General features: G+C 40.5%; 15 protein-coding genes and 1 tRNA gene. 13 read left to right on the top strand and 3 right to left on the bottom strand.

Annotated features, from left to right (window positions below; translation table 11 throughout):
- Window positions 1–6: 6 nt before the first annotated feature.
- From EKM98_RS06340 to glnA, 9 genes are all read left to right on the top strand, one after another.
- Window positions 7–678, top strand: coding sequence for a rhomboid family intramembrane serine protease (locus tag EKM98_RS06340; RefSeq protein ID WP_125981365.1), 672 nt, complete (start codon window positions 7–9; stop codon window positions 676–678).
- A 32-nt stretch (window positions 679–710) separates the two neighbouring features.
- Entirely contained in the window at window positions 711–932 is a 222-nt protein-coding gene (locus EKM98_RS06335; RefSeq protein ID WP_125981363.1) for a YqgQ family protein, read from the top strand.
- Between the two features lie 7 nt (window positions 933–939).
- Window positions 940–1,908: an ROK family glucokinase gene (locus EKM98_RS06330; RefSeq protein WP_125981361.1), complete on the top strand. Its 969-nt coding sequence runs from the start codon at window positions 940–942 to the stop codon at window positions 1,906–1,908.
- 537 nt (window positions 1,909–2,445) lie between these two features.
- Window positions 2,446–2,865 carry a rhodanese-like domain-containing protein gene (locus EKM98_RS06325; RefSeq protein ID WP_068223761.1) on the top strand — a complete coding sequence of 140 codons (420 nt, stop codon included), beginning with the start codon at window positions 2,446–2,448 and terminating at the stop codon, window positions 2,863–2,865.
- 165 nt (window positions 2,866–3,030) lie between these two features.
- Window positions 3,031–3,771 carry a glycerophosphodiester phosphodiesterase gene (locus EKM98_RS06320; RefSeq protein WP_225418539.1) on the top strand — a complete coding sequence of 247 codons (741 nt, stop codon included), beginning with the start codon at window positions 3,031–3,033 and terminating at the stop codon, window positions 3,769–3,771.
- A complete protein-coding gene (miaA, locus tag EKM98_RS06315; RefSeq protein ID WP_125981357.1) occupies window positions 3,764–4,696 on the top strand; it encodes a tRNA (adenosine(37)-N6)-dimethylallyltransferase MiaA in 933 nt (310 codons plus the stop codon). The genes EKM98_RS06320 and miaA overlap by 8 nt, the downstream gene beginning before the upstream one ends.
- Before the next feature lie 5 nt (window positions 4,697–4,701).
- Window positions 4,702–5,970 (top strand): methionine gamma-lyase family protein, encoded by a 1,269-nt coding sequence (locus EKM98_RS06310; RefSeq protein ID WP_125981355.1) that lies wholly within the window; start codon window positions 4,702–4,704, stop codon window positions 5,968–5,970.
- Window positions 5,971–6,337: 367 nt separating this feature from the next.
- A complete protein-coding gene (locus EKM98_RS06305; protein WP_125981353.1) occupies window positions 6,338–6,736 on the top strand; it encodes a MerR family transcriptional regulator in 399 nt (132 codons plus the stop codon).
- Window positions 6,737–6,757: 21 nt separating this feature from the next.
- Window positions 6,758–8,098, top strand: coding sequence for a type I glutamate--ammonia ligase (gene glnA, locus EKM98_RS06300; RefSeq protein WP_125981352.1), 1,341 nt, complete (start codon window positions 6,758–6,760; stop codon window positions 8,096–8,098).
- Window positions 8,099–8,410: 312 nt separating this feature from the next.
- Here glnA and EKM98_RS06295 read toward each other — a convergent pair whose 3' ends face one another.
- From EKM98_RS06295 to EKM98_RS06290, 3 genes are all read right to left on the bottom strand, one after another.
- A complete protein-coding gene (locus EKM98_RS06295) occupies window positions 8,411–10,822 on the bottom strand; it encodes a Xaa-Pro dipeptidyl-peptidase (protein ID WP_125981418.1) in 2,412 nt (803 codons plus the stop codon).
- 169 nt (window positions 10,823–10,991) lie between these two features.
- On the bottom strand, window positions 10,992–11,144 hold the full coding sequence (locus EKM98_RS12060; protein ID WP_164512664.1) for a hypothetical protein: 153 nt from the start codon (window positions 11,142–11,144) through the stop codon (window positions 10,992–10,994).
- Window positions 11,145–11,148: 4 nt separating this feature from the next.
- The gene (locus EKM98_RS06290) at window positions 11,149–11,583 is read right to left on the bottom strand and encodes a universal stress protein (protein ID WP_125981350.1); all 435 of its coding nucleotides are present in this window, start codon (window positions 11,581–11,583) and stop codon (window positions 11,149–11,151) included.
- Between the two features lie 449 nt (window positions 11,584–12,032).
- On the opposite strand from EKM98_RS06290, the gene EKM98_RS06285 reads away from it, so the two are divergent.
- From EKM98_RS06285 to EKM98_RS06270, 4 genes are all read left to right on the top strand, one after another.
- Entirely contained in the window at window positions 12,033–13,442 is a 1,410-nt protein-coding gene (locus tag EKM98_RS06285) for an NAD-dependent succinate-semialdehyde dehydrogenase (RefSeq protein WP_125981348.1), read from the top strand.
- Window positions 13,443–13,653: 211 nt separating this feature from the next.
- Window positions 13,654–14,037, top strand: a complete 384-nt coding sequence (locus EKM98_RS06280; protein WP_225418538.1) for a hypothetical protein — start codon at window positions 13,654–13,656, stop codon at window positions 14,035–14,037.
- The gene (locus EKM98_RS06275; RefSeq protein ID WP_225418537.1) at window positions 14,038–14,259 is read left to right on the top strand and encodes a DUF2089 domain-containing protein; all 222 of its coding nucleotides are present in this window, start codon (window positions 14,038–14,040) and stop codon (window positions 14,257–14,259) included. It abuts the gene before it with no gap.
- A 54-nt stretch (window positions 14,260–14,313) separates the two neighbouring features.
- Window positions 14,314–14,387: transfer RNA gene (locus EKM98_RS06270), tRNA-Arg, on the top strand.
- Window positions 14,388–14,598: the final 211 nt, after the last annotated feature.

The raw sequence follows: 14,598 nt of genomic DNA, 5'->3' as shown, positions 1-14,598 counted from the left end.
GAGTAGTTGGAACGAATATTTAACGAATTTAAAAATGGCCCGTACGTCACTTATCTATTATTAATCATTCAAGTGGTAGTTTTTGGCCTAATGACTTTAGCCGGGGGCAGTACGAATACTAATGTTCTGGTTTCTTTTGGGGCTAAAGTTGACCAATTAATTCAGATGGGTGAGTGGTGGCGGCTGTTTACACCAATGTTTTTGCACATCGGTTTAATGCACTTGGCGGTTAATTCCGTCACGTTGTATTATATTGGGGAGCAAATTGAAGGTGTGTTTGGTCACTGGCGCTTTTTAGTAATTTATCTATTAAGTGGTTTTACCGGTAATATTGCTAGTTTTGTGTTTAGCCCCAATCTATCAGCCGGATCAAGCACTGCCATCTTTGGTTTGTTTGGTGCCTTCTTTATGCTGATGGAGGCCTTTCGTAATAATCAGGCCATCCGAGCAGTTGGTCGCCAATTTGGACTCTTTATCGTTTTAAATCTCGCTTTTGATTTATTTGCACCAGGAATCGATCTAGCAGGACACGTGGGTGGCCTGTTAGGTGGCTTTTTAATCGCAAATATTGTTGGTGTACCAAGGATTGGTGGTACGTTACGTGGACGACGAATTATTAGCCTAGTGATATTTATCGTCACGGCCGGATTTTTTCTAAATCTGGGTTTTAATCATTAGTATTTCTATGTATAATTGTGAGGTTGTGGCTAATGAAAACACTCTATGATGTTCAGCAGTTACTAAAAAAATTTAATATTTACGTTTATGTTGGTAAGCGAATCTGGGACATTGAATTGATGGGACTTGAGCTCGATCATTTACACGAAGCAGGGGTACTGGATCATGATACGTACATGCGGGCCAAGCTAGTTTTAGAACACGAGCATCGAATTGAAGAACGACGCGAGCAGATTAAGAATAACGGAGGTTAGTACGATTATGGATAAAAAAAAGCTAATCGGTGTTGACTTAGGTGGTACGACCATCAAGTTTGCCATTTTGACAACTAAGGGAGATATTCAACAACGCTGGAGTGTTGATACTAACATTTTAGATGAAGGTAGCCATATAATTCCCGATATTATTGATTCGATTAATCATCATTTGGATTTGTTCGAGATGTCCGCGGATCAATTTGCGGGGATTGGAATGGGCTCACCAGGTACAGTTGATCGAAAAGCCGGAACAGTTATAGGTGCCTTCAACTTAAATTGGAAGACACTGCAACAGGCTAAGCGAGAAATTGAAAAGGGTACTGGGATTGCGTTTGCAATTGATAATGACGCAAACGTGGCCGCACTAGGTGAACGCTGGAAAGGTGCCGGCGAAAATGACGCAAATGTGGCCTTTGTTACTTTAGGAACTGGTGTTGGCGGTGGGATTATCGCTGACGGTCATTTACTTCACGGCGTTGCTGGCTCTGCCGGTGAAATCGGCCACATCACAATTGACCCTAATGGCTACTTGTGTAATTGTGGTAAAAAGGGCTGTCTTGAAACGGTTGCTTCGGCCACTGGTGTTGTTCGTGTTGCCCGAGATATGGCAGAAGAATACGCGGGTACTTCTAGTTTGAAACAAAAATTAGATGATGGCGAAGAGATTAGTTCTAAGATTGTTTTTGATCTTGCTAAAGCAAATGATCCATTAGCATTAATGGTTGTTGACAAGGTCTCTCGTTACTTAGGACTAGCGTTAGGAAACGTTGCTAACACATTGAACCCTTCATATATTGTTATTGGTGGCGGTGTTTCGGCAGCTGGTAAATTTTTACTTGACCGTGTTCAAAAATATTTCAATCTTTATACGTTCCCCCAAGTTCGGGACACATCTGTGCTTAAGCTGGCGGAATTAGGTAATGAGGCTGGTGTTATTGGTGCTGCTTCATTGGCTAGCCAGTTTGTAAAATAGCGTTTTAGGAACGGAATAATGAGTGTGCTGCTCTTGGCTTAAGGTTACTGAAAATTTGGAAAACAAACTATTCAGATGATTGGCCAATCAAAACGAGCTACTTGTTATTCCGTATTTTTGTGACTAAATTAACCGTCGACGTTTAAATTGTGCACATTTAAATTTATTTAGGGAAGGCTTGAAAAACGCAAGAACCTGCACTTCCAAATACGTCTATAACAAATTAGTCCGGAAATACTAATAAAGATATTTTCCAAACAAGGCCCAAGTCCAATCAATTAATAAGTAAACAGTAATGCGTTACGCTTTTTATCTGGTGGATAAAATATTTAAAACGAATTCTGGAATAATATTCTTCGGGAATTAGAGTGAACTGAAATTAAGAAAATAATGACCTGCTTTGATAGGGTGAACGCTTAAAATTCATAATTTTTGGTCAGTTTTTATTTTGCCACTAGTCAATCGACCGGATTTGTGTGAAAATAGTGATTGTGGCGTTTAGTAACTAAACGCGTGATTTACGGGAGGTTTGTTGAAATGACTTTAGGTGCAGCAATTAGTGCTAGTTTTATTTTTAACGTAATTATTATTCTGTTCGTTGTTTATTGGGTAGGGAACCAACTTTATCTCTACATCCAAAGACGCCGGGTTGGTAAGGAAATTACGGAAGAAGTATTTAATAAAGGAATGCGTAAGGCCCAAATTGTGGATTTACGCGAGCCTAAGGATTTTGATTCTGGGCATATTTTAGGTGCCAGAAATTTACCTTATTCGCAATTAACCCAGCGGTATACTGATCTTCGGGCTGATTTACCCATTTATCTTTATGATCAGGGTCGAACTTTAAGTACACGGGCTGCAATCAAATTATACCGTAAAGGCTACCGTAACCTTTATTGGTTAAAAAAAGGTTATCAAAATTGGGATGGCAAGACTAAGAGCAAGAAACATGTTTAAAGAGCCACTGATTATAAAGTCGGTTTAGTGACCAGCTAACTTTATAAATCAGGGCTTTTTTAGTGATTAAAGTGGTTAATTTTTTTTAGCCCGAGAACTTAATTTTATTGGGCAATATGTCCTTAAAGTCAGTGGCTAGTTGAATTTCTGATAGGGGGTAATCAAGTGACGCTTATTTTTGCTCATCGAGGTAGTAAGGGAAGCTGTCCGGAAAATACACTGGCTAGTTTTCAGCAAGCAATAGCTGATGGCGCTGATGGAATTGAAACCGACGTGCAGTGTAGTAGCGATGGCGCCCTAATCATCATGCACGATGAGAAGGTTAATCGAACGACTAATGGTCGTGGTGCAATTAAGCAATTGTCATTAGCTGAACTAAAAGCACTGGACGCTGGTAGCTGGTTTGAACCACAATTTGTGGGTGAACGGATTCCTACCTTACCAGAAGTACTCAATTTACTGGATCAACAGCACTTTACTGGGGTATTTAATTTGGAAATAAAGACAGACCACACGGACTATCCTGGAATTGAGCAAAAAGTGATCCAGGCGATGACTCAGCGTAAACATACTTATCAAGTACTGTATTCAAGCTTCAATTTAACTTCATTGGCGCAGTTAAAGCTTTCCGCACCGAATGCTCACTTAGCAAGTTTATTTAAGTATTCAAGTCGCCAAACGCGAAAATTAACTAATGCCGGAACAATTGCGGCCTGGCACCCAAAGTTAGCCTGGGTTAGGCGCCATTTAAAAACAATTCCTGCTGGTCTAGCGATTCGGCCGTGGACGGTTAATACGGTTTCTGATTTAAAATACTGTTTTCAAGCTAAGTTTGCGGGCCTATTCACTGATTACCCGAAAGAAGCGTTGGCAATTCGGGAACAGGAGTGTGGAAAGAATGCCTAAACAGAAACTAATTTTAATTGTTGGTCCGACAGCAGTTGGTAAAACGGCCTTAGGAATTAATTTAGCGCAGGTCTTTTCAGGTGAAATTATTTCTGGCGATTCAATGCAAGTTTACCGTCACTTAGATATTGGAACGGCGAAAGTAACGCCGCAAGAAATGGCCGGTGTTCAGCACTACTTATTGGACATTTGTAATGTTGACCAACGCTTCACGGTTGCCGATTTTACAGAGTTAGCTGCTAAAGAAATTACGCAAATTATTACCCGCAAGCAGCAGCCATTTGTGGTTGGTGGAACGGGCTTTTACTTGCAATCTTTATTACGCGGTTACCAGTTAGGCGGTGCTAGATCCGCCCAAGATTTAACCTTACGTAAGCAATTAAGTTTAATGGCTGAGCAAGAGGGTAATCAGGCCTTATGGAATCGACTTACCCAGGTTGATCCAGCTGCGGCCAAACGGATTCCGGTGGCGGATACACGGCGGATTATTCGAGCGTTGGAGGTTTATACGCTGACAGGCAAACAAATTTCGGCGCAGACAGATCAAATAAATACAAGTTACGAACCATATATTATTGGACTGACAACGCAACGGGAATTACTTTATCAGCGAATTAATCAGCGGGTTGATTTGATGATGCAGTCAGGGTTGCTGACAGAAGCCAAATGGTTGTACAAGCGACAGGATATAGCTCCTCAGGCCAGTAAGGGAATTGGGTATAAGGAGTTTTTCCCTTATTTTGCGGGGGAATGTGATTTGGCAACAGCAGTAAGTAAAGTCAAACAGAATTCGCGTCATTACGCCAAGCGGCAGTTAACTTTTTTTCGAAATCAATTACCAGTTCACTGGTATGATTTGGTTACCAGGCCAGAAGATTTACCGCAAATTAAGCAAGCCGTCAAAAACTTTTTAAATAAGGAGTGATTTAAATGAGTTGGTTGGACAAATTAGATCCAAAATTGCAGTCATTCGTTAAAGTGGTTGACCAACAGGTTGAGCCACGGTTTGAACAAATTAGGGATAACGTTTTAACTAATCAGGAAAAGGTTCTAACGGCCTTTCGTGAACACCACGTTTCGATGGATAGTTTCACGGGCACTAATGGTTACGGCTATGATGATGAAGGGCGGGATCAATTAGATGCAATCTACGCTGATGTTTTTGGCGGTGAGGCCGCAATTGTGCGCCCACAATTCGTTTCGGGAACCCATGCGATTGGGACGGCCTTTTTCGGCTTATTACGACCAGGGGATGAGTTGCTTTACATCACTGGCAAGCCTTATGATACCCTACAAGAAGTGATTGGTATTGCCGGGAATAAAATTGGTTCACTAGCGGAGTTTGGAATTGATTTTGATTACGCACCACTTCAAGAAAATGGCCAGATGGACAAGGTGGTTGTAAAAGAGAAATTAGCGAAGAAGCCTAAGGTAGTTGCCATTCAACGTTCCCGTGGCTATGCCATTCGTGATAGTTTTACAATCGAACAAATCACCGCAATGATCAAGTTTGTTCGGCAGATTTTACCGAATGTGATCATTTTTGTAGATAATTGTTACGGCGAATTTTCTGAAACTACTGAGCCGTTACAGATTGGCGCTAATTTAATGGCCGGTTCGTTAATTAAAAATCCGGGTGGTGGATTAGCAAAAACTGGTGGGTACATCGCCGGTGACCAGAAATTGGTTGAAAAGGCGGGCTACGCTTTAACTGTTCCTGGAATTGGCGCCAGTGAATCAGCAACTTTGAACACGATGGGTGATATGTTTCAAGGCTTCTTTTTGGCGCCACATGTTGTTGGTGAAGCAATTAAAGGTGCCGTTTACGCTGCGGCATTATTAGAAAAAATGGGTTTGGATGTTCAGCCTAAATGGGATGCGCCAAGAACTGATTTAATTCAAACAATTAATTTTGGCCAAGCTGAGCCAATGACTAAATTTGCGGCAGCAATTCAAAAGTATTCGCCAGTTGATGCATACGTAACACCAATCCCCGAAGCTATGGCCGGCTATGAAGACGAGATTATTATGGCCGCTGGAACTTTTGTCCAAGGGGCCAGCGTTGAACTTTCGGCGGACGGACCCTTGCGGCTACCATATACACTTTATTTACAGGGTGGGTTAACGTTTGAACACGTTAAATTGGCCATCACTTCGGCAGCTAACGAAACTTTTTTTACCGAAAAGACAGTTAAGTAAAGTTTTATTTTATGATTGACGTTTGATTTTTACAAATAGGCCTAGTGGAACGTGGCTATCATGTTTAGTCTAAATTAGACGTAGGCGGGGCTGGTTAGGTTCCAAACCGCCACGCGTTCTATCCTCGCGCACCGGCATGGCATCTAACTAATTCTGTCTTGTTTCAGCTAAACTTCAAAATTCTAAAAATTAGCTAAAAGCTTTGGCAGTGATGGCTACGATGTACTAGTGAGTATAAAAGATCCTAATTCTACTTTGGACAGATTGGTCTGGCCGTTATCATTGGCCTATGTTATAAAACATAACATAAGTTATTGACAAATAGTTTTGGCCTTGTTATGATGGATTTGTCTAAAGGAGGGTCGCTATGAAAGAGAAAGAGCTGCGACGTTCGTTATCCGTTTTTCCAATTGGTACAGTGATGAAGTTAACTGATCTTACCGCACGTCAGATTCGCTACTATGAAGAGCAAGATTTAATTCACCCGAAGCGAAACGACGGAAACCGACGAATGTATTCATTGAATGATATTGATGTTTTATTGGAAATAAAGGACTATTTGGCAGAAGGCATAAATATGGCCGGAATTAAACATATTTATGACATGAAAGAAGTCGCGAAACAGAAGAAGCAGGCCGATCTGAAAAAACCGGTCACAGATGAAGATGTTCGCCGAATTTTCCATGATGAATTACTACAGGCTGGGCGCTTAACTAACGAAGATCAGGGTTCAACAACTCTTTTTCATACGCACAGGCCTCTGTAAATTAATATAAGGAGCAATATGATGGCAAAAGTTAACTACACAAAAGATGAGATTCGTCAGATTGTTAAGGATGAAAATGTTCAATTTCTCCGTTTAATGTTCACTGATATTGGCGGAATTATAAAAAACGTTGAAGTTCCGGTTAATCAACTAGAAAAGGTATTGAACAATAAGATTATGTTTGATGGCTCTTCAATTGACGGTTTCGTTCGCATTGAAGAAAGTGATATGTACTTATATCCAGAATTAGATACTTGGATGATTTTTCCGTGGGGTTCTGAACACGGGAAGGTTGCCCGCTTGATTTGCCGGATCTATAATACTGATGGCACACCATTTATGGGCGATCCACGAAATAATTTGATTCGCGTTCTTGACGAAATGCGTGAAGCTGGTTTTACTGATTTCAATATTGGGCCTGAACCAGAATTCTTCTTGTTTAAGTTAGATGATAAAGGTCAGCCAACTTTGAATCTTAATGATAAAGGTAGTTACTTTGATCTTGCCCCTGTTGATTTAGGTGAAAATTGTCGGCGGGATATTGTTCTTGAGATGGAAAATATGGGCTTTGAAGTTGAGGCCAGTCACCATGAGGTTGCACCTGGCCAACATGAGATTGATTTTAAATATTCTAATGCTTTGGCTGCGGCGGATAAGATCCAGACCTTTAAACTAATTGTTAAAACGGTTGCCCGTAAGCATGGTTTGCATGCAACCTTTATGCCAAAGCCACTGGATGGTATAAACGGTTCTGGTATGCACATGAATATGTCTTTGTTCCATGATAAAGGGAACGCTTTCTTTGATGAAAAAGGTGAGATGCAGCTATCAGAGGACGCTTACCATTTCTTGGCTGGTCTGTTAAGTCACGCCCGTGGATTAACGGCAATTGCCAATCCAACCGTTAACTCTTACAAACGTTTAGTTCCTGGTTTTGAAGCACCAGTTTACGTGGCTTGGTCAGGTAAAAATCGTTCACCACTAGTTCGAATACCTGCATCACGGGGCTTGTCAACCCGTTTGGAGTTGCGTAGTGTCGATCCAACTGCTAATCCATATTTGGTTATTGCTGCAATGCTGGAGGCTGGTTTAGATGGTGTTCGGCAAAAGGCTGAACCACAGCCAGCAGTTGACCGCAATATTTACCGGATGAATGATGATGAACGAGAGGCAAACCACATTATTGATTTGCCATCAACGTTGCATACTGCGTTAAAGGTTTTGCAGGGTGATGAGGTATTAAAGTCTTCACTCGGACCACATCTTTATCAGAGCTTCCTTGAAAGCAAACGCTTGGAATGGGCTTCGTACCGCCAGGTTGTTTCGCAATGGGAACGTGATCAATACCTTGAGCTTTATTAGACACTATAATTTAGGTTATTAATATAAAGTGCGGCATAATTGTTAAAATAAATCTAACAATTATGTCGCACTTTTTTATTGTTTAGGGTAATTTTTACAGGAGTACAGTCGAGCAAATCTAGGCCGTGTTTAGGAGTAGAACAAAAGTTGATTATTGGATTGGCTGTAGGCACATGAACTTAGATTTTTAGCCCACGTTCTAGAGTAATGATCGGAAATAGTCAGAGGTTAGAGCTTCTTGTTCCACCTGCCGACTAATTGGTGTGAATGTGTTTGAAAAGCAGTTCCAGTACTTAAGGCAACCCAGCAGTTTTATTTTCTAAAAGGTATTTCTAATTGGCTAGCATTTAAATCCAAAATGTAGTTGGCCTTAATCGAGGAACGCAACGTCATGCCCATATCAGTTGCATAAACAACAAGCCCGAATTGGTGACCAGCAGCCAAATGGAAATGAGTCGGTTGAAGTTCAAAGTGAACGGTATAGAACTCGTTTGGGATAACTTCCTCATTTTTAAATGATTGCTGCCGATTTTGTAGATTGATGTGGCCCTTAGTTATCATTTTAAAGGGTGTTGTTTCTGGTTGTGGCGTAAATTCCACTAGGTCGTCACTCTTCCAGTTATAGCCAAGTTTATAACCCGATCGTTCTAAAACGGTAGGAACCTCAGTCAGGCGATCAGCAACACCATAATCGACCAACATTACACTTAAAAGCCCAGTTGGTTGGTCCACTGCGGCCTGTAAAGTAACGGTTGGTTTACCATCAATTATTTGTGCCTGTTTAAACGGTGTTGTTTTTAAGCAAATTCGATTATTTTGGTAGGGGCCATCCGTACTTAATAATTGTTGCTGCCAAAGATGCTCATCACCATTAGCTTGCTTAAATTGTTCCAGGCCGTCATCTTTAAAACTTAGACTGGCTGCTGAAGTTGGTTCCGTGGTAGTTAAATTTTTAGTTGTTAGATGATAAAGTGTCAATTTTTGATCAATTCGTGACCAATCATGTTGGGCGGTCCAGGTTTCTGGAGTCAGATTATCTTGAATTGTGACGTTAGGCAAGATCTCTTTAGCGTGATTGGCCACGCCATAGAGTTCATGGCTTAGCCAAAGATTCATCATGTCCGTAAAATCAATGGAGGGCATGTTGTTCATGTAAATATGTTTACCTTGGTGTAAGAATAATTTACGACTGATTTTTTGCCCCCGTAAACCGGCCCAAAGTTTTTCAACATTTCGTGGCTTAACGTTCCAATCATTTAACCCGTGAACCATTACCATATCGGCCTTTACGTTGTTCAGATTATGTCGGTAATTACGTTCATCCCAAAAATGATTGTAATTTCCGGTGACGCGGTCTTGACCTTTAGCCAAAGCCGCAAGATTTTGCTGGAAAATAGTTTTTACTTTGTTGTAGTCACCAGCATCCCTTTGTCGGGAAAAACACAATTCAGCAAGGACATCAGTATCTTCTCCTTGGCAATCAATAGGTGCAATGACTAACCCATTATCTCGATAATAATCGTACCAACTGGAAATGGCCGCCTCTGAAATAACGGTTTTAAGTCCGGCAACACCAGTGGTTGCGGCCGCCGTAGCTAAGGTTCCCAGGTAAGACTTACCCGTCATTGCAACGTTACCGTTACACCACCAGGCCTTGATTGCGATACCATCAGTTCTGTTGGTAAATGCCTTTCGATCATCATGCAGCCACTGAATGATAGCGATGGTGGATTCGGTTTCGGCAGGGGAACCACAAGTTCGAATGCCATCAGATCCACGTGTGCCGATACCACCCGCGTAAACGTTAACGAAACCCCGAGGCAAAAAATAATCATTTAATGAATAAAAACTTGGTTCATCGGCATAACGTTCTGCCGTTTGGCTCTCACTATTAACAGTTCTTTCAGCTGGCAATTTAGTGGTTGGTTCGCTGTAATTAATATCAGGATAAGTTGTCTTAGTAGGTGTTTTGGGACTGATATTCTGATCAACTGAGTGCAGGTAGTCCGTAACATCGTTCATTCCTTTGTAGTAAGGGTTAGCAGTGTATAAAACGGGCATTTTTAGGCCATGATTGGTTTCTTGCGGCCGAAAAATAGTTGTCTCAAGTAAATCGCGGTGACCATCCTGATCAGTATCCAGACTGGATTCAACGTAAACAACTTCCTTAACGACTTGGTTAGGATCGAAAACCGGCTGCATTTTACCGTTAAAAATCATTGGTTGGGGGTTTTCTTTTGATTGAAAATCTTTGAAATAGCCACGGTTAGCTAGGTCGTCAAGAAAAGTAACGCCAAACTTAGTGTGGGTAGTCAATAACAAATAGCTGTTCGCTAAAAGTGCCTGATTATCAAAAATAGCCGGTTCATTAAAGGACAGTTGAGTCCGGCGCATAAATTCAAGTGGGGAGTTGAGTTTGTAGTCGGTTTCTGGATGGAAACCAAGGAGTTGTAAGGCGATATTATAAAAAATTTGGTTATTAAATGGTTTGTCTTGGTCCAATAGAGCAGCAACTGTGAAAGCTGAAGTCGCTAATAGATTCGCACGGGCCGCCTTTTTGGTCGTTAACGTATAGCAATCAGGAAAAACTTGGTTAAAAAAGTGAATTAGATTATCGCGTAAGGGATGTTTAAAAAAATTAACGTCAATAAATTTAATCGCTAATAATTCCTGTACCATAGTCTCTTGCGGAACGGTTATTTGAGCAAACTGATTAATTTTCATCATAGGCCTCCTGTATGCTAATCGAGTAATTCTTTCTAAAAATAAAAAATGGTACAACTCAATTATAGTTCATAACTGAGTTGTACCCCTACGAAATTTTTTGGTTGAACAATGTTAGAAAATATTTAAAAAAGTAGTTAGAATTTTTCCGTCCACAAAAGTATCCGCCTTAATGAAAAAATATATAAATGAGGACGGGTAACAGGATAGCAAGTAGCCAAATTAGGTACCTAGCGCCAGTTGTGCTGGTAATTCGGTAAAGAATAAACGCAATGAACCAAATAATTAAGACGCTAATTCCAATCGTTAGCCAGTGGGCCATAATATCACTCCTTAATAATTGTGACGTTACAGTGGGCGTTCTGGGCAATGTAAGTGGCAGTCGAGCCTAATTTACCAGATTCAAAGGCGTTGTTCCCGGTAGCGCCAATAAATAATAAATCAAATTTCAACTGTTCAGTTAACGTTACGATTTGTTCTTTTGGATAGCCGTAAACAACCTTTGTTTCAATCTGTTCTAGGCCAACCTTTTGTGCCTCCTCTGTATAATCTGCGACCAGTTCAGTTGCCAGATTAGTTTCCTGATCAACTAAGTGTAAGAATGTATCGTGATAACGTTCGGCAAGGTAACCGCGGTCATTAACAACGTAAAGAATAGTGAGTGTTGCTTGCACGGTCTTGGCCAATTCAACTGCGCGTTGAAATGCGGTGTACGCTGCTTTTGAACCATCGACAGCGACAAGAAAAGTTTGTTTCATCATTTACCCTCCTTATTGTAAAGGCTTACCTTAATAACTTTAGTATACGGGGCTATTAATGTAGAAGTCAAAAATAATGGTTAAGATTATGGTAACAAGCAAATAAAAGCGAAAGGGGCAGTTGAAAAGGTTATCTAGATTTTGCAATGATGTTTGCTAGATAATTTAACGTTATTCGACCTGTAATCGTCTTACCAAATATTAAGCGACACTAATCAAGTTAAGAAAGTAAGTAAGAATAGCATTAAAAACGAATAATTTATCGAGGCAGTAACAATCGTTTAATAAAAATGTGATTGTAAGCAATCGCGGTATCGGTACCTGAAATTGGTCTAGTTTAAAATTAAACAATAAACAGTTTAATGAAAGCACTTGCAAAAAAGGAGTGAATAATGGTAGAGTAGTCTCTAAGAATTAGTATTAATTAAAGTACAATTAGGAGGTACTCAGAAATGGCATATAAAACAATTAACCCATATACGAATGAATTGGTAAAGACGTACCCGAATCATGATGACGCATACGTTGAAAAGGTACTCAGTAAGGCCGATGCGCTTTATCATCAGTGGCGCAATCAACCGGTTAAGGAACGAACTGTTCTATTACACGCGGTGAGTGACTATTTTACGGCACATACGGATGAATTGGCAAAGATTCTTACAATTGATATGGGTAAACGGCTTAGCGAAGCAAAAGGCGAAGTAGCCATTTGTGCCGCAATTGCGCAATATTATGCGGATCATGGTGAAGAAATGCTGCGGCCACAGACAATTAAATCTTCAGCCGGTGATGCGCGAGAAGAAAAACACCCAATTGGCACGTTAATGATGGTTGAACCGTGGAATTTTCCATACTACCAGTTAATGCGGGTTTTCGCACCTAATTTTGCGGTAGGCAATCCAGTTGTTTATAAACACGCTAGCAATACACCAGCCTCTGCGGCAGCATTTGAAGAAGCAGTTCGTAATGCTGGGGTACCTGATGGCAGTTGTACCAATCTTTTCATCAGTTATGATCAGGTTTCTAATGTGATTGCCGACAAGCGGATTCATGGCGTGGCTTTGACAGGTTCCGAAAGGGCTGGTAAAAAGGTTGCCGCCGAGGCTGGACAGAACTTGAAAAAGAGCACGTTAGAATTAGGTGGCAGTGATGCATTTATCGTCGCGGAAGATGCTAATCTAGAGGAAGTCAACAAAGTTGCTACTTCGGCGCGGCTTTACAACGCAGGGCAAGTTTGTACATCATCTAAGCGTTTTATTATTACTGAAAATCATTACGATGAATTTTTGGCTGCTTTAAAGAAGAGCTTCGCGCAAGTTAAGTGGGGCGACCCAATGGATGATGCAACAACTTTGGCACCACTTTGTACAGTTAGCGCTAAGGAAAAGCTTCAAACGCAAGTAGATGATGCTATTGCTAAGGGTGCAACACTTGAATACGGGAACCAACCAATTGATCATCCTGGGAACTTTTTTGAGCCAACTATTTTAACTAATATTACGCGGGACAATCCAGCATACTTCACTGAATTTTTTGGTCCAGTTGCACAGGTTTATAAGGTTAAAGATGATGCAGCTGCAATTAAATTAGCCAACGATTCTGATTATGGTTTAGGTGGGGTTGTTTTTGCTGGCGATCCTAAGCATGGGGCAGAGATTGCGTCACAAATTGAAACTGGTCAAGTTTTCGTAAATACGTATTTTGGAACGTTGCCAGAATTGCCATTTGGTGGTGTTAAAAATTCGGGGTATGGCCGTGAACTTGGTCATTTAGGAATTAATGAATTTGTTAATAATGAGCTAGTGGTTGTTAATCCAGAACCAAAAGTTGATTTTGAAAATACTTTTGGTGGTTTTGTTTAAGGAGTGGGACAAAAGTTGATTTTGGATTAGGCACGTGAACTCAGACTTTTGGCGCACGTTCCGTAATGATTAGAAATAGTCAGAGACCAGGACTTTTGTCTTGGCCTCTTTTTGTGTACCTTAAATTTGGTCGATTAATTATAGGCCGACAAGTTACAAACAATTTGTTATACTGTGAGCAGGTTATTTTAATTAAAAGAGGTTGTAAAAAATGAAACAGCTCGCAGATGGTAATTGGCAATGGCCTCGTTACCAGGATTTCTTATCTGAATTTATTCAGGCTTATACGGCAGTTGATCCAACGATTGTCACTGATTTTGATCATTATGTCACGAATTTTCCGAAACGAACCGAGATTTGTCAACATTACGCTAAAAAATGGCTAACAATAAAGCAGGATGCTGGGCTTAACTTCCAACCGACTACTTTATCCGTTGGTGAATTATTAAATTTCATCAGTGAGATTTGGGCGGAAGAACCAGTTAATTTATACTCATTGATGAAGCATGGTATTACTGAACAATTAGTTGCCGCTCGCTTCGAAAGTCTGGATCGGCTTTACGCACTGTTACATGTCACCCCAAAGGAGAACTAAATGCCAAGTCATGAATCAAAAAACGATGACGCTACCTCAGAAATAAACGTTGAAAAAACAGATACGAAATTCTTTTGTCCAGTTTGTCAAGAAGAGTTAGTTTTTGGCGCAAAAAAATGCCATTCTTGTGGTACGCAGATATTTTATCGCGATTTATCAAACGCAGCTTGGACCGAACGTAAAATAAAGATGTTGCACAATAGTGATGCAATCAGTCATTAAAATGAAATGTCGTTGACACGCCAGTTCTTCTTATTTATAATTAAGCGTGTTATTGTCTCAGTAGCTCAGCTGGATAGAGCAATGGTCTTCTAAACCATGGGTCGTGGGTCCGAATCCCACCTGAGGCATAGATAGTAACTGCAAGTAGTTCTTTAAATAGTCTAGATGCCTTTATATCAGGTATTTGGGCTATTTTTTTATTTTTGCTAATGCAAATAACCGCAAGTTTATCAATTCAAACTGGGCAAAAACTGGGCAGACAGTAAGCAGTAAATAATCGACCGTTTAAAAAAGGCAAACCGGCTTCTCGAAATTGAGAAATCGGTTTGTCTTTTACAT

Source organism: Loigolactobacillus iwatensis (assembly GCF_003950295.1).
GTDB classification, from domain to species: domain Bacteria; phylum Bacillota; class Bacilli; order Lactobacillales; family Lactobacillaceae; genus Loigolactobacillus; species Loigolactobacillus iwatensis.
Note: the sequence above shows the minus strand (reverse complement) of the source record. Positions and strands in the feature narration are given on the sequence as shown.

Excerpts from the sequence above, each read along its gene's own strand:
- EKM98_RS06335 (WP_125981363.1), top strand. The coding sequence starts at position 711 with ATGAAAACACTCTATGATGTTCAGCAGTTACTAAAAAAATTTAATATT.
- EKM98_RS06275 (WP_225418537.1), top strand. The coding sequence starts at position 14,038 with ATGCCAAGTCATGAATCAAAAAACGATGACGCTACCTCAGAAATAAAC.
- EKM98_RS06330 (WP_125981361.1), top strand. The coding sequence starts at position 940 with ATGGATAAAAAAAAGCTAATCGGTGTTGACTTAGGTGGTACGACCATC.
- EKM98_RS06295 (WP_125981418.1), bottom strand. The coding sequence starts at position 10,822 with ATGAAAATTAATCAGTTTGCTCAAATAACCGTTCCGCAAGAGACTATG.
- EKM98_RS06310 (WP_125981355.1), top strand. The coding sequence starts at position 4,702 with ATGAGTTGGTTGGACAAATTAGATCCAAAATTGCAGTCATTCGTTAAA.
- EKM98_RS12060 (WP_164512664.1), bottom strand. The coding sequence starts at position 11,144 with ATGGCCCACTGGCTAACGATTGGAATTAGCGTCTTAATTATTTGGTTC.
- EKM98_RS06290 (WP_125981350.1), bottom strand. The coding sequence starts at position 11,583 with ATGATGAAACAAACTTTTCTTGTCGCTGTCGATGGTTCAAAAGCAGCG.
- EKM98_RS06280 (WP_225418538.1), top strand. The coding sequence starts at position 13,654 with ATGAAACAGCTCGCAGATGGTAATTGGCAATGGCCTCGTTACCAGGAT.
- glnA (WP_125981352.1), top strand. The coding sequence starts at position 6,758 with ATGGCAAAAGTTAACTACACAAAAGATGAGATTCGTCAGATTGTTAAG.
- EKM98_RS06325 (WP_068223761.1), top strand. The coding sequence starts at position 2,446 with ATGACTTTAGGTGCAGCAATTAGTGCTAGTTTTATTTTTAACGTAATT.
- miaA (WP_125981357.1), top strand. The coding sequence starts at position 3,764 with ATGCCTAAACAGAAACTAATTTTAATTGTTGGTCCGACAGCAGTTGGT.
- EKM98_RS06285 (WP_125981348.1), top strand. The coding sequence starts at position 12,033 with ATGGCATATAAAACAATTAACCCATATACGAATGAATTGGTAAAGACG.
- EKM98_RS06305 (WP_125981353.1), top strand. The coding sequence starts at position 6,338 with ATGAAAGAGAAAGAGCTGCGACGTTCGTTATCCGTTTTTCCAATTGGT.